Below are 16,298 nucleotides of genomic sequence, written 5' to 3'. Positions count from 1 at the left end.
AAAAGGCCGCCCGAAGGCGGCCTTTTTCGTGTTGCATCGGAACGGTGGATCGTCAGCCCAGCGACCACAGCGCGGTGAACTCCGGTACCGTCATCGCCTTGAGCGGATCGAAGTCCTCGGTGGCGGCCAGGATGGCGCTTGTCTTGCGCTCCGACAGATGCTCGGCCACGGCGGCGGCGAACTTGTCCTCGAGCAGCGGGATGCCCTCTTCGCGGCGGCGGCGGTGGCCGACGGGATAGTCGATCGAGACCTTGTCGGTGCTCGAGCCGTCGGTGAAGAACACCTGCACCGAGTTGCCGATGGCGCGCTTGTCGGCGTCGAAGTATTCTTCGGTAAAGCGCGGATTTTCCTTGACCGTCATCTTTTCGCGCAGGGCGTCGATGCGCTCGTCGGCGGCGACTTCGTCGCTGTAGTGCTCGGCGGTCAGCTCGCCGAAGATCAGCGGCACGGCCACCATGTACTGCAGGCAGTGGTCGCGGTCGGCGTAGTTGTCGAGCGGGCCGGTCTTGTCGATGATGCGCACGGCCGCTTCCTGCGTTTCGAGCTCGATACGCTCGACCTCGTCGAGGCGATCGGCAACTTCGTCGTACAGCTTGTAGGCGCACTCCACCGCAGTCTGGGCGTGGAATTCGGCCGGGTAGGAAATCTTGAACAGCACCTGCTCCATGACGTAGCTGCCCAATTCTCTCTCGAGGACAATATCATTGCCGCCAAACAACACGTCCTGGAAACCCCAGCCCTTGGCCGTGAGCGCCGACGGGTAACCGATCTCGCCGTCGAGCGTGATCAGCGCAAGCTGCACGGCGCGGCGACAGGCATCACCGGCAGCCCAGCTCTTGCGCGGCCCGGTATTGGGTGCGTGGCGGTAAGTTCGAAGCGCACCGCCGTCGATCCAGGCCTGGCTCAAGGCATTGATGACATCGTCGCGATCGCCGCCAAGCATCTTCGTGACCACTGCGGTGGAGGCGACGCGCACCAGCAGCACGTGGTCCAGGCCGACGCGGTTGAAACTGTTCTTGAGCGCCAGAATGCCCTGTATTTCGTGGGCCTTGATCATCGCTTCAAGCACGTCTTCGACCTTGAGCGGCTCGCCGCCCTGGGCCACGTCGCGGCGCGAGACATAGTCGGCCACGGCAAGTATTGCGCCGAGGTTATCGGACGGATGGCCCCACTCGGCCGCCAGCCAGGTGTCGTTGAAGTCGAGGTAACGCACCAGCACGCCGATATCGAAGGCCGCCTTGACCGGATCGAGCTTGTAGGCCGTGCCGGGCACGCGCGCGCCGATTTCAAGCTCCACGCCGGGCACGACCGGACCGAGCAGTTTGGCGCATTCAGGAAACTTCAGCGCCAGCATCGAGCAGGCGAGCGAATCCTTGAGGCAGTAGTGGGCTGTCTCCCAGGCCTCCTTCGAGGTGATTTCGTAATCGCAGACGTAATCGGCGATGTCCTGAAACAGCTGGTCGGGGTCGGGGCGGCTTGCCGAGCGAATATCGATCTCGCCACTCATATCGGTGGGACTCCTGATGGGGATGGGTGAATCCCCCTATTCTAAGCTACTGGCGGGAGAAGAAGCTGTCGGGAATGAAAACCTGTAATCCGAGGCGCCAGATCCGAAACAGAATCCGGGAGCGGCTGGAGGCAGACGCGGAATCAAGAACAAGCAGCGACCCTGCCGACTGGCCGTTTCGATTGTCAGATTTCTGAGCCTACTTCGAATCGGGTGCTTCGACTTTCCAACTTGCTGTTACTCCGCCGCCCAGGCAGCCAGATCCTGGCGGCGAATCTTGGCGTTGTGGCGGATGTCGACGGGAAAGCTGTCCTTGAACAGAACGCGTCGGATCTCGCGGGTCAGCTGGTTTCGCGACAGCACTTCGCGCACGGCTGACTCGACCGCCGGTTGATCCGCGCTGTCCTCCGGCTCGATGACGAGCACCGGCTCCTGCCGGCCCTTTTCGCCCACGCCCACCAGAGCGGAGCGGAACACGCCTTCGACGGCGTTGACGGGGCCTTCGACGCATTCGGTAAACAGCGTGCCCTCGGGCGTAACCACGCGCTCGGACTTGCGCCCGCAAAACCACAGCCGGCCCTCGTCGTCGAGCCAGCCCAGATCGCCCATGCGGTGCCAGACCCGGCCCTGGTTGTCGGTCATCTTGGCTTCGCGAGTCTGGCGCTCGCGCTGCCAGTAGGTGTCGGTCACGGTCGGGCCGGCCACGCAGATCTCGCCGATCTCGCCGTCGGGCATCTCGCCAGCGTACTCGGTCAGGTCGATCGGCTCGTCGCTGACCGGGATGATGCGGATTTCATTCGCCGCCAGCGCGAGACCGACGCAGATGCCCTTGCCTGAGCGATTGCCCTCGGACAGCTCGCCAACCAGCTCGCGCCCGGCGACCGTGGCCACCGGCAAGGCCTCGGTAGCGCCGTAGGGGGTGTGAATGTCCGACCAGGGATCAAGCGCGCCGTGAATGCGCTCGATCACCGCCGGCGAGACCGGCGCGCCGGCCGAGAGCATGCGACGCAGGCCCGGCAGTCGAATCCGGTGCTTTTCCAGATGCCGACCCAGGGTGTTCATCAGCGCCGGCGAGCCGAACAGGCTGGTCACGCCGTAGGTCTCGATCAGGCTGACCAGCATGTCCGGGTCGGCCTCGGCCGGGCGGGTGAAGTCCATGATCGGCACGACCGTGGTCATGCCCAGCGCCGGGTCGAACAGGGCAAACGGCGGAAAGGTCGGCAAATCCACCTCGCCGGGCTGCATGCCGAAGGTCGCGCGCATCAGCTCGACCTGGGCGGCAAAGTGGCGGTGACGATAGAGCACGCCTTTCGGGATACCCGTCGATCCGGAAGTAAACACAATAGCCGCCGGATCATCGCCGGCGACCTCGGGCGCCTCGAAGGACTCGCCCTTTCCGGCCAGCAGATCGGAAAACTTCAGCCCGCGCCAGAAAGGCCGCGGCCCGACGGTGATGAGCTGGCGAATGCTCGCGCGCGCCCAGCCCAGCGCCATGCGCGCGACCTGCGCGCGGGTGACGCCGACAAACACCTCCGGTGCGGCTTCGCCCAGGCAGGTCTTGAGCGGCTTGATGCCGATACCCGGGTCGATGAGCACCGGCACCGCGCCAGCCTTGAACAGCGCGAAGAACAGCGCGAAGAATTCCAGCGAAGGCGGCACCATGAACCCCACCCGGGTGCCTTTCCCGATACCTTTCGCCTGCAGGCCCGCCGCCAGCCGGTCGGTCAGCTCGTTGAGCTCGCGATAAGTCCAGCGTCGATCGACCCAGCCGCCCTTTTTGCGCTTGAGCGGCAGAACAAGCGCCGTGGCATCGGGCTGCGCCTCGGCCTGCCGGGTCAGCGCATGCGCAATGTTGATTTCATTCGGCATCTTCAGATCAGTCTTCCACCACGAAAGGCACGAACAAGCTTCTTGCAGCTTTTCCTGCGTGACCTTCGTGCGCTTTGCGGCTCATTTCAGTCCTTGAGGTGCTGCTTTATGCCGGCTGTCACTCGCTCGGGGGCGTCCTCGAGCACGTAGTGGCCGGCCTCTTCCAGGTAGTCGATTTCGGCCTGCGGCCAGATTCTGCGCCATTGATCGAGCACCCGGTCGTCGAAGACAAAATCCCGGCCGCCCCAGATGAATTTGACCGGCTTTTCGGCCAGGCGGTCAAGGTGCCGCTCGGTCTCGGCCAGCACCGGCCAGGCCGGGTCGGATTGGTCAAGCGGGATATCCTGCACGAAGCGCAGCGTGGCCAGGCGGCTTTTCGGACCCCGGCGATAGGGCGCGGTCAGGCCGCGGGCCACCTCGCGATCGAGCTTTCCGGCCGTCCCCAGTCGGGCAGCCAGGCCGGAAAAGGCGTTGAAGCGATTGATGGCGAAGCCTCCGGGCCCCGTGCGGGCGAATTTCAGCGCAAAGGGCAGCGGCAGTTCGGGCCCGATGGTAAATGCCCAGGTGTTGAGCACCACGACCCGCCGCACCCGCTCAGGATGGCGCACCGCCCAGGCCAGGCCGATCGCCCCGCCCCAGTCGTGCACCAGCAGGTCGACCTCGCGATCGGGCTCGACCTCGTCGAGCCAGTGGCCCAGATCGGCCACCCGGCTGGCCATGGTGTAGTCATAGCGCGGCTCGTCGGGCCGGTCGGACAGACCCATGCCGATATGATCGGGCACCAGGCAGCGGCGCTCGTGCTTGAGCGCATTGATGACGTTGCGGTAGTAGAACGACCAGGTCGGATTGCCGTGCACCATCACCACCGGTCGCCCCTCGACCGGCCCTTCATCCACGTAGTGCATGCGGTGGCCGGTGGACTGGACGTGGTAGCGGGACTCGAACGGGAACAGTTTCTTTGGAACCACGGGCTTTCGCTCGGAACGGTTAGCTGGTTAGCTGGTTAGCTGGTTAGCTGGTTAGCTGGTTAGCTGGTTAGCAATGATTATGACGCTCGGATCACATAAAGCAACAGCAAAAGGGCTTATCCCGGCGCAACTAGCCAACTAGCCAACTAGCCAACTAGCCAACTAGCCAACCTCCTTACCAGACAATCTCGGTCATGCAGCAGTTCAGACCCGAGCCAATGCCCATCAGCGCAATCTTGTCGCCACGGTTGACGCGACCCTTGTCGACGATCTTGCTCAAGACCGTGGGGATCGACGCCGGACCGACGTTGCCCAGCTTGGGAAAGATCCGGTAGACCCTTTCGGGCTCGACGCCAAAGGCGCGGATGAAAGCCTCGGTATGCACGCGCGAGACCTGGTGTATGACCACGTGGTCGAGCTCGTTGGCGACCCAACCCAACACTTGGCGGGCCGTGCCGTAGGTGGCGCCGGCAAGCTTCATGCCTTCGCGCAGCAGGCTCTTGGCGTCGGTCCACATCAGATGGTTCCAGCCGCGACACAGGTTGTTGAACTCGGTGGCCGCGCGCGCGACACCGCCCTTGTATTGGTGCCCATCGGGCTCGAGGTCACCGCGTGACATGACCATGGCCGCAGCGCCGCAGCCCAGCGTCAGGCTGGCGAACTCGCTCTTGAACTGCTTGCGCGTGACATCCGGCTCGAGCAGGCGATCAATGGTGATCTCGCAGACCTCGCGGATATTTTCGGCGTTGACAATCAGCGCGTAGTCGATCTCGCCGCGGTCGAGCATGCGCGCGGCGATGTTCATGCCGTTGATGAACGCCAGGCAGGCATTGCCCACGTCGAAGCTCTCGCAGGTGTTGGCCAGCTTGAGGTTCCTGTGCACCATGCAGGCCGTCGACGGCTCGAGAAAATCACGCGTGACCGAAGTATTGATCAGGATACCGACACGATCACGATCGATATCGGCGCGCGCCAGGGCCTCTTCGGCCGCCAGGGTGGCGGCATCCGAAGGCTGGACGCCGTGATCCCAGAAGCGGCGCTCTTCGATGCCGGCGACGTCAATCAACGGGTTGCCGCGCATGCGCAGTTTTCGGAAGGTCGGCTCGAGCCGCTCCCCGATCTCTTCACTGGTTACGGTGTGCGGGGCGTCGATGGAGGCCACCGACTTGATGACAACGTTGTCAAACAGCATGAGGTTCTTTCCTGGCCACGGACGCCCGGGCGATGGTTGATGGATCGATCATACAGGCACAATAAACCATTGTACCGCGAATCGGAAGCCGGGCCCCAACGCGAAAACACTACGCTCCGGAGCGCCGTCGGCGCGGCAGCATGCGGGCCATCAGCGACCGCAGCGCCAGCGGACGAATGGGCTTGTGCAGAAACTCGCAGCCCGCCCGCCGCGCGGCCGCACGCACCTCGGCGGCGTGATCGGCGCTGATCAGTACGGTGGGGCGCTGGCAGCCGGCCTCCTGCAGCGACTCCAGCAAGTGCAGGCCGGTTTTGCCATCGTCAAGATGATAATCGACTACCAGCAGCTCGGGTTCGAAAGCCGCGGCCGCTGTCAGCGCCTGTTCGGCGTTGCTGGCCACGCGCACCTCGTAGCCCCAGCCCGAAATCAGGGTCTCCAGCGAGCCGAGCATGGCCGCCTCGTTGTCGACAACCAGCACCCGGCCCGAGCCCGGCTCGGAGCGCTCGGCCCGGCGGCCGGGCAAACAGGGTTGTGGTTCGGCGCGGGGCACGCGAACGCCAAAGGCGGTGCCATGGCCGGGCCGGCTGACCAGCTCGATTTCATGGCCGAGCAGACGCGCCATGCGCTCGGCGATGGCCAGGCCCAGACCCAGTCCGGGCGCGTGCTGGCCGTCACCCAGACGACGAAACTCCTCGAAGATGACGGCCTGATCCGCGCTGCTGATACCTGGCCCGGTATCCCACACACCTACCAGCAGTTCCGCGCCACGCCGGCGGCAGCCAATCAGCACCCGACCGTGGCGGGTATAACGCACGGCGTTGGAGAGGAAATTCTGCAGAATCCGTCGCAGAAGCTGTGGGTCGGTCTCCACCCACTGAAGCGTATTGACGCAGTCGAGCTCGAGGTCGCGCTCGCGAGCGAGCAGTGAAAACTCGCCCTGCAGCTGCGAGAACAGCTCCCCGAGTGGAAAGCGACTGTGTCTTGGCTCCATGCCGCCGGCATCCAGCCGCGAGATGTCGAGCAGCCCCTCGATCAGGTTCTCGGTGGCGCCCAGAGCACCCGAAATCTGAGCGAGCGAGTGCTGCGCGTGGGGGTCGGCAACCCGCCCGCTCAGCGCGTGCGTCAAAAGCTGTGCGGCATTGAGTGGCTGTACCAGATCGTGACTGACCGCCGCGAGAAACCGGGTCTTGGCTTCGCTGGCGCGCTCGGCTTCCACCTTTGCCTGCTCCAGCTCACGGGTGCGTTCGATCACCCGCTGCTCCAGGGTCTCGTTGATGCGCCGCAGCTCATCTTCGGCATGACGAAAGGCCGTTACATCGGTGAACGTGGCCACGAAACCGCCGCTTGCCATGGGGTTGCCGCGAATCTCGATAATGCGCCCGTCGCGCCATGGGCGCTCGATATGGTGGCGCGTTCCGGCACGCTTGTGGGTAATTCGGCGCTGAATCTTGCGCTCGATATCACCGCGCCCCATCAAACCGGCCTCGGCGTTGTGGCGCAGCAGGTCCGCCACCGGCCGACCGACGCGGATCAGCTCCTCCGGATAGGAGAAAAATGCCAGATAGGCGCTGTTCCAGGCCACCAGGCGCATATCGCGATCCACCACGCATACGCCCTGGCTCATGTTTTCCAGCGCGCCCGAGAGCACCTCGCGGCTGAAGCGCGCCTGCGCGGCGGCCTGGCCCACGAGGTCGGCCACCGTATCCAGCGGTGCTGGCGTGCGCCGGCGCGCGGCATCCAGCAGCAGGCGCGCGGACGCCGAGCCGACGACCGCCGCCAGCTCGAGCTCGAGGCCCGCTGCCAGACGGCGAGCGTTACGGTTGCCGGCAAACAGCGGGCCGAGGCGCTCCTCCGGCAGAAAGCGTTCGGCCAGGCGGTAAAGCATGTCCGGGCGCAGCGGGTCGTCGTCGGGCTCATGCCCCGGCACCGCATCGAGGCGAACGCCCACCAGCGTGACCACCAGGTTGACCGCCAGGCTGGTGACCACCGCGCGCGTGAGCGGCGCGACCCCCTGCAGCCCCAGCAGGTTATCCGGCGTCAGCCAGCTCAGCCCCAGCGGTCCGGTGCTCGTCCAGCCGGCTTGAATACCGAGGCCATCGAGCAACAGCGGCAAGAAGAGCACGTAGGCCCAGACGGCCACCCCGATGAGAATACCCGACAGGATGGCACGCGCCGAACGGCCGGGACGATAGACGGCGAGCACCACCGCCGGCCCCAGCTGGGCCAGGCCGGAAAACGACATCGCGCCGATATCGGCCAGGGCACCGGCCGTGCCAATCGATCGGCTGTAGACATAAGCCAGCAACAGCACCACCACGATGCCCATGCGGCGCTGCTGACGCACCGGGATGCCCATTTCGCTGACCCGTCCCCAGTGGCGATTGAGCAGCGCGGGAGTGAGCCAGTGGTTGCCGATCATGATGGAAAGAGTGAGGCTGGCCAGGATCACCATCGAGGTGGCCGCGCTCAAGCCCCCAAGAAAGGCCAGCAGCGCCAGCCCCTGATGCCCCTCACCCAGCGGCAGCATCAGCACGTAGAGATCGGGCGCGACCACGCCTTCGAGCAGCGCGTTGCCGGCGCGCGCCAGCGGCAGCACCGGCAGGCTGATAAGCACCAGAAACACCGGAAACAGCCAGCGGGCCGTGCGCAGGTGGCGCTCCTGGCGACACTCGACCACGCCGATATGGAACTGATGCGGCAGGGTAAACATCGCCAGCGCACCCAACAACATCAGCGTCAGGAACGAATCCAGGCTGGAAAAGGGCGGCGATGGCGCCCGCTGGGCAAACTCGACCGGGCCGGAAAACAGCGCAAAAACCACGAAACCACCCAGGGCAAGCATGGCCGTTAGCTTGAGTAGAGACTCAAACCCCATGGCCAGCACAAGGCCGCGATTATGCTCGGTAGCGGCAGCGCGCCGGGTGCCGAACAGCATGGCGAAAATCGCCATGAACAGTGCTGCATAAAGCGCCAGATCCTGCCAGGCGGCATCGGCAGCAACCGCGCTGCCGTGAATCGCCTCGAAGCTCATGGCCACCGCCTGCAGCTGCAGCGAGATGTAGGGCACGATGCCGATCACGGCCACGCCGGTGACTGCGGCCGAGAGCATGGATGACTTGCCGAAACGGCTGGCGATGAAATCCGCGATGCTGGTGGCGTTGCCGGCCTTGCTCAGCGCGACCAAACGGCGCAGAAAGGGAAAAAAGAAAACGAACAAGACGATCGTGCCGACAAAGGTCGGTGGCACCGGCCAGCCCGAGCGTGCTGCCTGGGTGGTGGTGCCGTAAAAGGTCCAGGCGGTGCAGTAAACCGCCAGCGACAACGAATAGACCACCGGCCAGAGCCGGCGCCAGCGCGCCTGGGAGCGCTCGCCAAGCAGCGCAACCGCGAACAGCAGTCCCAGCCAGGCCAGCCCGGCCCCGATGAGAATCAGCGTTGACATGATCCAGATCCGATTGGGATGACAGCCAGCATGTTGAACAGTCCGCTTCGAGTTTCTGCTACCGCGTGGTTTTCAGCTTAGCGCAGATGCTCCGCCATCGAACACGCTCGGTTGGCCTCTGGATGATCGGCTGGGGCTTCCGGGTGGCGCGGCTTAAAAAAAAGGGCCGGAAACCGCACTGCGGCTCCGGCCCAAGGGAGGAGACCCGGTAGCAATCAGAAGTTGACGGTGCCGGTCAGCGTGACCGTGCGCGGCGGACCATAGAACGCGTTCATCACGCCTTCCAGACCCAGGGTTGGCTCGGTGCCATCGGGCGTGGCGAACACGTAGCCCGAGGTCTTGTATTGCTCGTCGCCGAGGTTACGACCGTGCAGGCCGATTTCATAGCGACCGTCGCTGCGCTTCCACACCAGGCTCAGATCGTAGAGCGAATAAGCCTCCTGGTCGAGAAACTGCGAGGGTGCCTCGAACTGATGAGTCTTGCCGCGGTAGGACCAGGCACCGATGACCGAAAACAGGCCATCGTTGCCCAGCAGGGCCATGGGCACGTCGTAGCGAACGTTGAGATGGCCGGTCCAGTCGGGCGTGTTCTGGAACACGCGCTCGTCGGCCACGTCTTCCAGCGCGGTCGACCCCGTGGCCGGATCGGTAACGGCGGTGACGAACTCGTCGTACTCGGCGTCGATATAGCCCAGCGTGAGCATGGTGGAGAACTCATCGCCGGAAGCAAAGACATCCTGCCCGAGCAGCGCGTTGGCTTCGAGCTCCACGCCCTGAACCGTCGCCGAACCAGCGTTGGTCGTGACCCCGGCAAAGGTGTCGGAGATGCCGTCACCGGTGGTATCAACACCGATCGAGCCGGGCACTTGAATATCGGTGTAATCGCTGTAGAAGAACGCCAGGTTGGTGTTGATGCGACCCTGAGCGAAGGAAGATTTGGCGCCGATTTCATAGGTGTCCACGGTTTCGGGTTCGAAACGCATGAAATCGAACACCTCTGCCTCGCTGACCACGCCGTCACCGTCGAGGTCGGGCGCGGCGGTGGTCAGGCCACGCGGGTCAAAACTGCCACCCTTGAAACCCTGACTCCAGGAAACATAGAGGTTGTGCTCTCGCACCGGCTTCCAGGCCAGGCTGGCGCGCGGGGTGAACTCCGAGAAGCGATCCGACCCTTCGAAGTCCGAGGTAGTTACCGTGATGATCGGATCACCGCCAAACCAGGACGACTTGCCCAGCATGTTCTGGCGCAGCACTCGCGAGGAGCGCTTGTCGTCCGTATAGCGGCCGCCGAGCGACAGCTCCAGCCCGGTGCCGAGATCGAACATGTTGCCCAGATCGAAGCTGACGTCGGCAAAGACCGACCAGGTTTCGGTATCGACATCACCCAGAGTAAAGGCATTGAGCTTGGGCGCACCGATCAGCTCGCCGGTCTGGTAGAGGCGGACGTCGAAGGGGCCGAAGGCGTTGGCATCAAGATAATAGAAGCCGGCAATGCCGCTGACGTTCGCGCTGCTGTAGTTGAGCTGGAATTCCTGACTGTATTGCTCATTGTCGTAAATGGTGGCGACGTCCACGTCGGCTGGCGGCAGCGCCTCGAAATCAATCTGATTGACGGTGTCATCGGCCCGCCAGGCGCTGATGCTCTTGAACATCCAGTTCGGGTTGATGTCGTACTCGACCAGCAAGCTGACGCCCTGTTGCTCGGTGTCGTTCTGCCCCTGAATGCCGCCGCGGGTGTCGTAGACATCGTCGAGCACCGGTGCGCCGGAGAACAGCCCCGGAATCAACCGATGACCGCCCACCGGGCTGGAGTCGTCCTTGAAGTAGTCGCCGGCCAGGCGAATGAAGAAACGGTCGCCGGGCGTCCACTCCAGGCTGGCGCGGGCGGCCACGACATCCTTGTCGTAGTTTTCCGTGCCCAGGGTCAGGTTCTTGCCGAAACCATCACGGTTGAACGTGGCCGCGGCGGCACCGATTGCCAGGCTGTCGCTGAGCGGGGTTTCGGCCTTGACCATCAGATCGGCCTGCGAATAGCTGCCAACGCTGGCGCGCACGCTTGCCGACGGCTCATTGCCCAGGCGCTTGGTGACGTATTTGACGGCACCGCCGATGGTGTTGCGCCCGTAAAGCGTGCCCTGCGGGCCGCGCAAGACTTCCACGCGCTCGACGTCATAGATATCGAGCACCGCACCCTGCGGGCGGTTCAGATAGACATCGTCGATATAGATGCCCACGCCGGCTTCGAAACCGGCTACCGGATCCTGCTGACCGACGCCGCGAATGAAGGCGGTCAGCGTGTTGCTGGTGCCGCGCGAGACTTCCATCGTGGTGTTGGGCACGACCTGGTTGAGATAGGTAATATCCGGAGCTCCCACCTCATCGAGCTTTTCGCCACTCAGCGCGGTGATCGAGATCGGCACGTCGGCAGCGCTTTCGCTACGGCGTCTTGCTGTCACCTCGATGACGTCGAGCGAAGCGTACTGCTCGAGGCGCTCGTCGCCCGAAGACTCCGACTCGTTTTCGTTGTCCTGAGCCGATACGGCCGTGGTCATTGCCAGGCCCAGCGCGACAGCCAGGCTCAGCCTGGAGAGCTTCAGCAGCTTGTTTGACGAATTGCGCGATTTCATTGGAACTCCCTTGTACAAACGTCGTCGATGAACGTTGACTTTTTCGTGACTTTGGCCCGCCGGCGAGTATCCGGCGATCGCATGGCTGAAGATTAGACAAGCGCCGACCGCGTGTAACTTGTACCTTGGTACAGTTCCGCCCCGCGCGGGCGCTTGCCAACATGGCCGCCAATTCAAGCGGATGCATCCACCATGCTCAGCCTGATCGGCCTGTTGGGCGGCCTCGCCCTGTTGATCGTACTCGTCATGCGCGGCATGAGCCTGTTCGTGGCCACCCCCCTGTGCGCCCTGCTGATCGCGCTGACCAGCGGCATCGCGCTGCTGCCGCCGCTGGCCGCCGAAGGCCAGGCCGACCTGGTTACCCAGTACATGAACGGGTTTACCGGCTTCATCGCCTCGTGGTTCTTCGTCTTTCTGCTCGGCTCGCTGTTCGGCAAGCTGATGGAATCATCCGGCGGCGCCGAGTCGGTGGCCCACTGGATCGTGCGCCGGTTGGGCACCCACCATGCCGCGCTGGCGGTGGTGATCGCCTGCGCGGTGCTCACCTACGGCGGTGTCAGCCTGTTCGTGGTCGCGTTTTCGGTCTATCCGATGGCGCTGGCGCTGTTTCGCGACGCCGACCTGCCGCGGCGCTTCATTCCCGCCACCCTGGCCTTCGGTTCGGTAACTTTCACCATGACCTCGGCCGGCTCGCCGGAGATCCAGAACTGGATCCCCATCGAGCATCTCGGCACCGGCCCGCTGGCGGCCTGGCAGGCCAGCCTGATCGTCGCCATCGTGATGGCCACCAGCGGCTATTTCTGGCTGAAGTGGATGCTCGCGCGCGCGGTCGCGCGCGGCGAGAACTTCGACGGGCGCGAAGCCGACCCGGCCAGCGGTCGGGCCAACCTGCCCCACCCGGTTCTGGCCCTGGTGCCGCTGATGCTGGTGCTGGGCTTTTCCTTCACCCTGCATGATCGCCTGGGCGTATCCGCCCTGATCGTGGCGCTGCTGGCCGGCTGCATCGGCGCGGCGCTGATCAACATCCGCCACCTCAACCAGCCCGGTGCCGCACTGACCGAAGGCGGCGTGGGCGCCCTGGTTGCCATCGGGAATACCGCCGCCGTGGTCGGTTTCGGCACCGTTGCCCGGGTCTCGCCGGCCTTCGACGCGGCCGTGGTCTGGGTCACCGGCCTGCCCGGCAACGGCCTGGTCAGCGCCGCCATTGCCGTGTCCTCGATCGCGGCCATGACCGGTTCGGCCTCGGGCGGTCAGGCCATCGCCCTGCCGATTCTCGGCCCGCACTACGTCGACGCCGGCGTCGACCCCGACCAGCTTCACCGGGTGGTCTCGATTTCCTCGGGCGCGCTCGACTCGCTGCCGCACAACGGCTATGTCGTGACCACTATCCGCGCCATCTGCAACGAAACCCATGCCGCCGCCTACCCGGCGATGGGCGCGCTGACGGTCATCATCCCGCTTGCCGGGTTGATCCTGTGCCTGGGCCTGTTCGCGCTGGGGCTGTGATTCCCGGCCGGGATGCTATGATTTTCCCATGGCATCCAGGCGCTCAAGCTCCAGCAGAACGCGTCGAGCCGCCGCCTGGCTCGGTGGTTTGCTGGTCGTCGTCGGCATCCTGTTCGGCGCACGGCTGTATCTGCCCACGGCGGTCAAGAACCACGTCAACGGAGTGCTCGACAACCTGCCCGGCTACCGGGGCTCGGTCGCCGATATCGACATCGCCCTGATCCGCGGCGCCTACGTGATCGACGGCCTGGTTCTGGCCCGGCGCGATGCCGAAACCGAGGTGCCCTTTCTGAAGATTCCACGCGCCGACATCTCGCTTCAGTGGCGCGCGCTTTTTCGCGGCCGCATCGTCAGCGAGATTCATTTGTCCCGCCCCCGCCTGACCTGGGTCTTCGAGGATCAGGTCCGGCCCGATCAGGCCGATCCCGAAAGCCGGGACTGGACCCGGGCGCTGGACGGCCTGGTGCCCATCGAGATCAACCACCTGACCGTCACCGACGGCCGCGTCGGGCTGCTGAAGATGACCGCCGACCCGCCGCTGGACGTTCATCTCGACAAGCTGGAGGTGCGGGCCGACAACCTGCAGCTCGTGCGCTCCGACGAGCAGGAGCTGCCCTCGCCGATCGAGGCCACGGCGGTGGCCATCGGCCAGGGGCGCGCGCGGCTCGAAGGCCGGGCCAACCTGATCAGGAAAATCCCCGACATGGACGTCGAGCTCGGCATCGAGGGCATCGACGTGACCGCCCTCAACGACCTGACCATGCACTACGCCAACGTCGATTTCGCCGCCGGCCGGCTCGATCTCTACAGCGAAGTGGCCATTGCCGACGGCTACCTCAAGGGCTATCTCAAGCCCCTGCTGGTCGATGCCGAGCTGATCGACCAGGGCGACGGCTTCTTCAAGCGCCTGTGGGAGGGCACGGTCGGGCTGTTCAAGTTCATCTTCAGCAACCAGGGCACGAAAAAGCTGGCCACGAAAGTCCCCTTCGAGGGCAACCTCGACAACGTCGAGGCCGGCGCCTGGCAGACTTTCGTCAATATCGTCAGAAACGCTTGGATCGAGGCCTTCGAAGAGCGCATCGACAAGGACATCGACATCGACGACGCCCGGCAGGGTGCCGACGACGAACGCGGCTGAATGCAATCCATACGGCTGCCGGGTTAATATGCCCGGTCGCTGTCGCGGCGGCGTTTTCAAGACCAAACTCAGGACTCTTCAATCCCGTGAGCAACAACGACAGCCCGACGATCACCGCCCGTCGCAACTGGTTTACTCGTTTTCTCGACGTCGTCGAGTGGCTCGGCAATCTGCTGCCGCATCCGGTCACGCTGTTTGCGCTGCTGGCATTGGCCATGGTGCTGCTCTCGGGCCTGTTCGGCTGGCTGGGGGTGAGCGTCACCGACCCGCGCCCCAGCGCCGAGGCGGGCGCCACCATCGAGGCGATCAGCCTGGTCAACGCCGAGGGCCTGCGCCGGATTCTCGGTGGCCTGGTGGACAATTTCGTCAACTTCGCGCCGCTGGGCGTGGTGCTGGTGGCCATGCTCGGCGTGGGCGTGGCCGAAAAGTCCGGGCTGCTCTCGGCGCTGGTGCGCGGCATCGTGCTGTCGGCACCCAAACACGTCGTGACCGTGGCCGTGGTCTTTGCCGGCGTGCTCTCCAACACCGCCTCGGAGATGGGTTATGTCGTGCTGGTGCCGCTGGGTGGCGCCATCTTTCTGGCCCTGGGTCGGCATCCGCTGGCCGGCATGGCGGCCGCTTTCGCCGGGGTTTCGGGCGGCTACAGCGCCAACCTCCTGCTGGGCACCATCGACCCGCTGCTCGCCGGATTGACCCAGGAGGCGGCACGCCTGGTCGATCCCGACTACACCGTCTACGCCACGGCCAGCTGGTATTTCATGATCGTGTCGACGTTCATGATCACCGCCATCGGCTCGCTGGTGACGATCTTCATCGTCGAGCCCAAGCTCGGCAGCTACGACGACTCCAACGCCGACCCCTCGGTGCTCGACGACAGCCAGATGACGCCGCTGAGCGGCTTGGAAAAGAAGGGCCTTTTGACAGCCCTGTTGGCCGTGATCGCCCTGCTGGGCCTGGTCGCCTGGCTCGTCGTGCCCGAAAGTGGCGTCCTGCGCGACCCGGCGGCCGGCAGCGGGTTTATCGAAACTTCCCGACCTTTCTTCAATTCGATCGTGGCCTGGATCTTCATCTTCTTTCTGGTCGTGGGCTTCGCCTACGGCCGGGTCGTGGGCACGATGAAGAACGACCGCGACATCATCGACGGGATGGCCTCGGCGATTTCCACGCTCGGCCTCTACGTGGTGCTGGTGTTCTTCGCCGCCCAGTTCGTCGCTTTCTTCGGCTGGTCGAATCTCGGGCTGATCACGGCGGTGACCGGCGCCGATTTCCTCCAGAGCATCGAGTTGACCGGCCCGCTGGTGTTCGTGCTGTTCATCATCATGTGCGGCATCGTCAACCTGTCGCTGGGCTCGGCCTCGGCACAATGGGCCGTGACCGCGCCGATTTTCGTGCCCATGCTGATGTTCATCGGTTACTCGCCCGAAGTCATCCAGACGGCCTATCGGATCGGCGACTCGACCACCAACATCATCACGCCGATGATGAGCTACTTCGGTCTGATCCTGGCCTGGGCGACCCGCTACGATCGAAAACTCGGCATCGGCACACTGATTGCCACCATGCTGCCCTATTCGATCTGCTACTTTATCGGCTGGAGTCTGCTATTCATGCTGTGGGTCTTCGGCCTTGACCTGCCGGTTGGCCCCGGCTCGCCCACCTATTACCAGGCACCATGAGCGAACGCCAACCCAACGAACTGACCTACGAGCGCAGCCGCCGCGTGCTGATCGTCGCCTTCGACGACGGTGCTCACTTCGAGCTGCCGGCCGAGTACCTGCGCACCCACTCGCCGTCGGCCGAGGTGCGCGGCCACGGCTATTCAGAGCCGAAACTGATGACCGGCAAGGAGAGCGTCGGCATCGCGGCCATCGAGCCGATCGGCAGCTATGCCGTACAGCTGCGTTTCGACGACGGCCACCAGACCGGCATCTACACCTGGGCTTTCCTTTATGATCTGGGCCAGAACATGGAACGGAATCTGGCGCGCTACGCCGAGCGCTTGCGTGAGCGTGACGGTGATTAGCAGCATCCGCCCGGTGATCAAGGGCG

The 16,298-nt window shown here is 64.4% G+C and carries 10 protein-coding genes; 4 read left to right on the top strand and 6 right to left on the bottom strand.

The annotated features are described in order from the left end of the window. Positions 1–52 precede the first annotated feature (52 nt). The 6 genes from ACEWQ0_RS05375 to ACEWQ0_RS05350 form a co-directional block, all read right to left on the bottom strand. The gene (locus ACEWQ0_RS05375; protein ID WP_476484747.1) at positions 53–1,507 is read right to left on the bottom strand and encodes a bifunctional 2-methylcitrate dehydratase/aconitate hydratase; all 1,455 of its coding nucleotides are present in this window, start codon (positions 1,505–1,507) and stop codon (positions 53–55) included. A 237-nt stretch (positions 1,508–1,744) separates the two neighbouring features. Beyond that, positions 1,745–3,376, bottom strand: coding sequence for a fatty acid CoA ligase family protein (locus ACEWQ0_RS05370; protein ID WP_476484746.1), 1,632 nt, complete (start codon positions 3,374–3,376; stop codon positions 1,745–1,747). An 86-nt stretch (positions 3,377–3,462) separates the two neighbouring features. Beyond that, positions 3,463–4,344 carry an alpha/beta fold hydrolase gene (locus tag ACEWQ0_RS05365; RefSeq protein WP_476484745.1) on the bottom strand — a complete coding sequence of 294 codons (882 nt, stop codon included), beginning with the start codon at positions 4,342–4,344 and terminating at the stop codon, positions 3,463–3,465. Positions 4,345–4,519: 175 nt separating this feature from the next. After that, the gene (locus tag ACEWQ0_RS05360) at positions 4,520–5,536 is read right to left on the bottom strand and encodes a 3-oxoacyl-ACP synthase III (protein WP_476481261.1); all 1,017 of its coding nucleotides are present in this window, start codon (positions 5,534–5,536) and stop codon (positions 4,520–4,522) included. A 109-nt stretch (positions 5,537–5,645) separates the two neighbouring features. Further along, on the bottom strand, positions 5,646–8,978 hold the full coding sequence (locus ACEWQ0_RS05355; protein ID WP_476481262.1) for a hybrid sensor histidine kinase/response regulator: 3,333 nt from the start codon (positions 8,976–8,978) through the stop codon (positions 5,646–5,648). A 215-nt stretch (positions 8,979–9,193) separates the two neighbouring features. Beyond that, entirely contained in the window at positions 9,194–11,605 is a 2,412-nt protein-coding gene (locus tag ACEWQ0_RS05350) for a TonB-dependent receptor (protein WP_476484744.1), read from the bottom strand. A gap of 192 nt (positions 11,606–11,797) precedes the next feature. Between ACEWQ0_RS05350 and ACEWQ0_RS05345 the strand changes: the two genes are divergently transcribed. From ACEWQ0_RS05345 to ACEWQ0_RS05330, 4 genes are all read left to right on the top strand, one after another. Further along, positions 11,798–13,111 (top strand): GntP family permease, encoded by a 1,314-nt coding sequence (locus ACEWQ0_RS05345; protein ID WP_476484743.1) that lies wholly within the window; start codon positions 11,798–11,800, stop codon positions 13,109–13,111. Positions 13,112–13,139: 28 nt separating this feature from the next. Then, the gene (locus ACEWQ0_RS05340) at positions 13,140–14,249 is read left to right on the top strand and encodes a DUF748 domain-containing protein (protein ID WP_476484742.1); all 1,110 of its coding nucleotides are present in this window, start codon (positions 13,140–13,142) and stop codon (positions 14,247–14,249) included. A gap of 86 nt (positions 14,250–14,335) precedes the next feature. Further along, a complete protein-coding gene (locus ACEWQ0_RS05335; RefSeq protein ID WP_476481265.1) occupies positions 14,336–15,925 on the top strand; it encodes an AbgT family transporter in 1,590 nt (529 codons plus the stop codon). Next, positions 15,922–16,272 carry a gamma-butyrobetaine hydroxylase family protein gene (locus ACEWQ0_RS05330; protein WP_476484741.1) on the top strand — a complete coding sequence of 117 codons (351 nt, stop codon included), beginning with the start codon at positions 15,922–15,924 and terminating at the stop codon, positions 16,270–16,272. The genes ACEWQ0_RS05335 and ACEWQ0_RS05330 overlap by 4 nt, the downstream gene beginning before the upstream one ends. The last annotated feature ends 26 nt before the right edge of the window (positions 16,273–16,298 follow it).

This window comes from Wenzhouxiangella sp. YN9, assembly GCF_056324165.1.
Note: the sequence above shows the minus strand (reverse complement) of the source record. Positions and strands in the feature narration are given on the sequence as shown.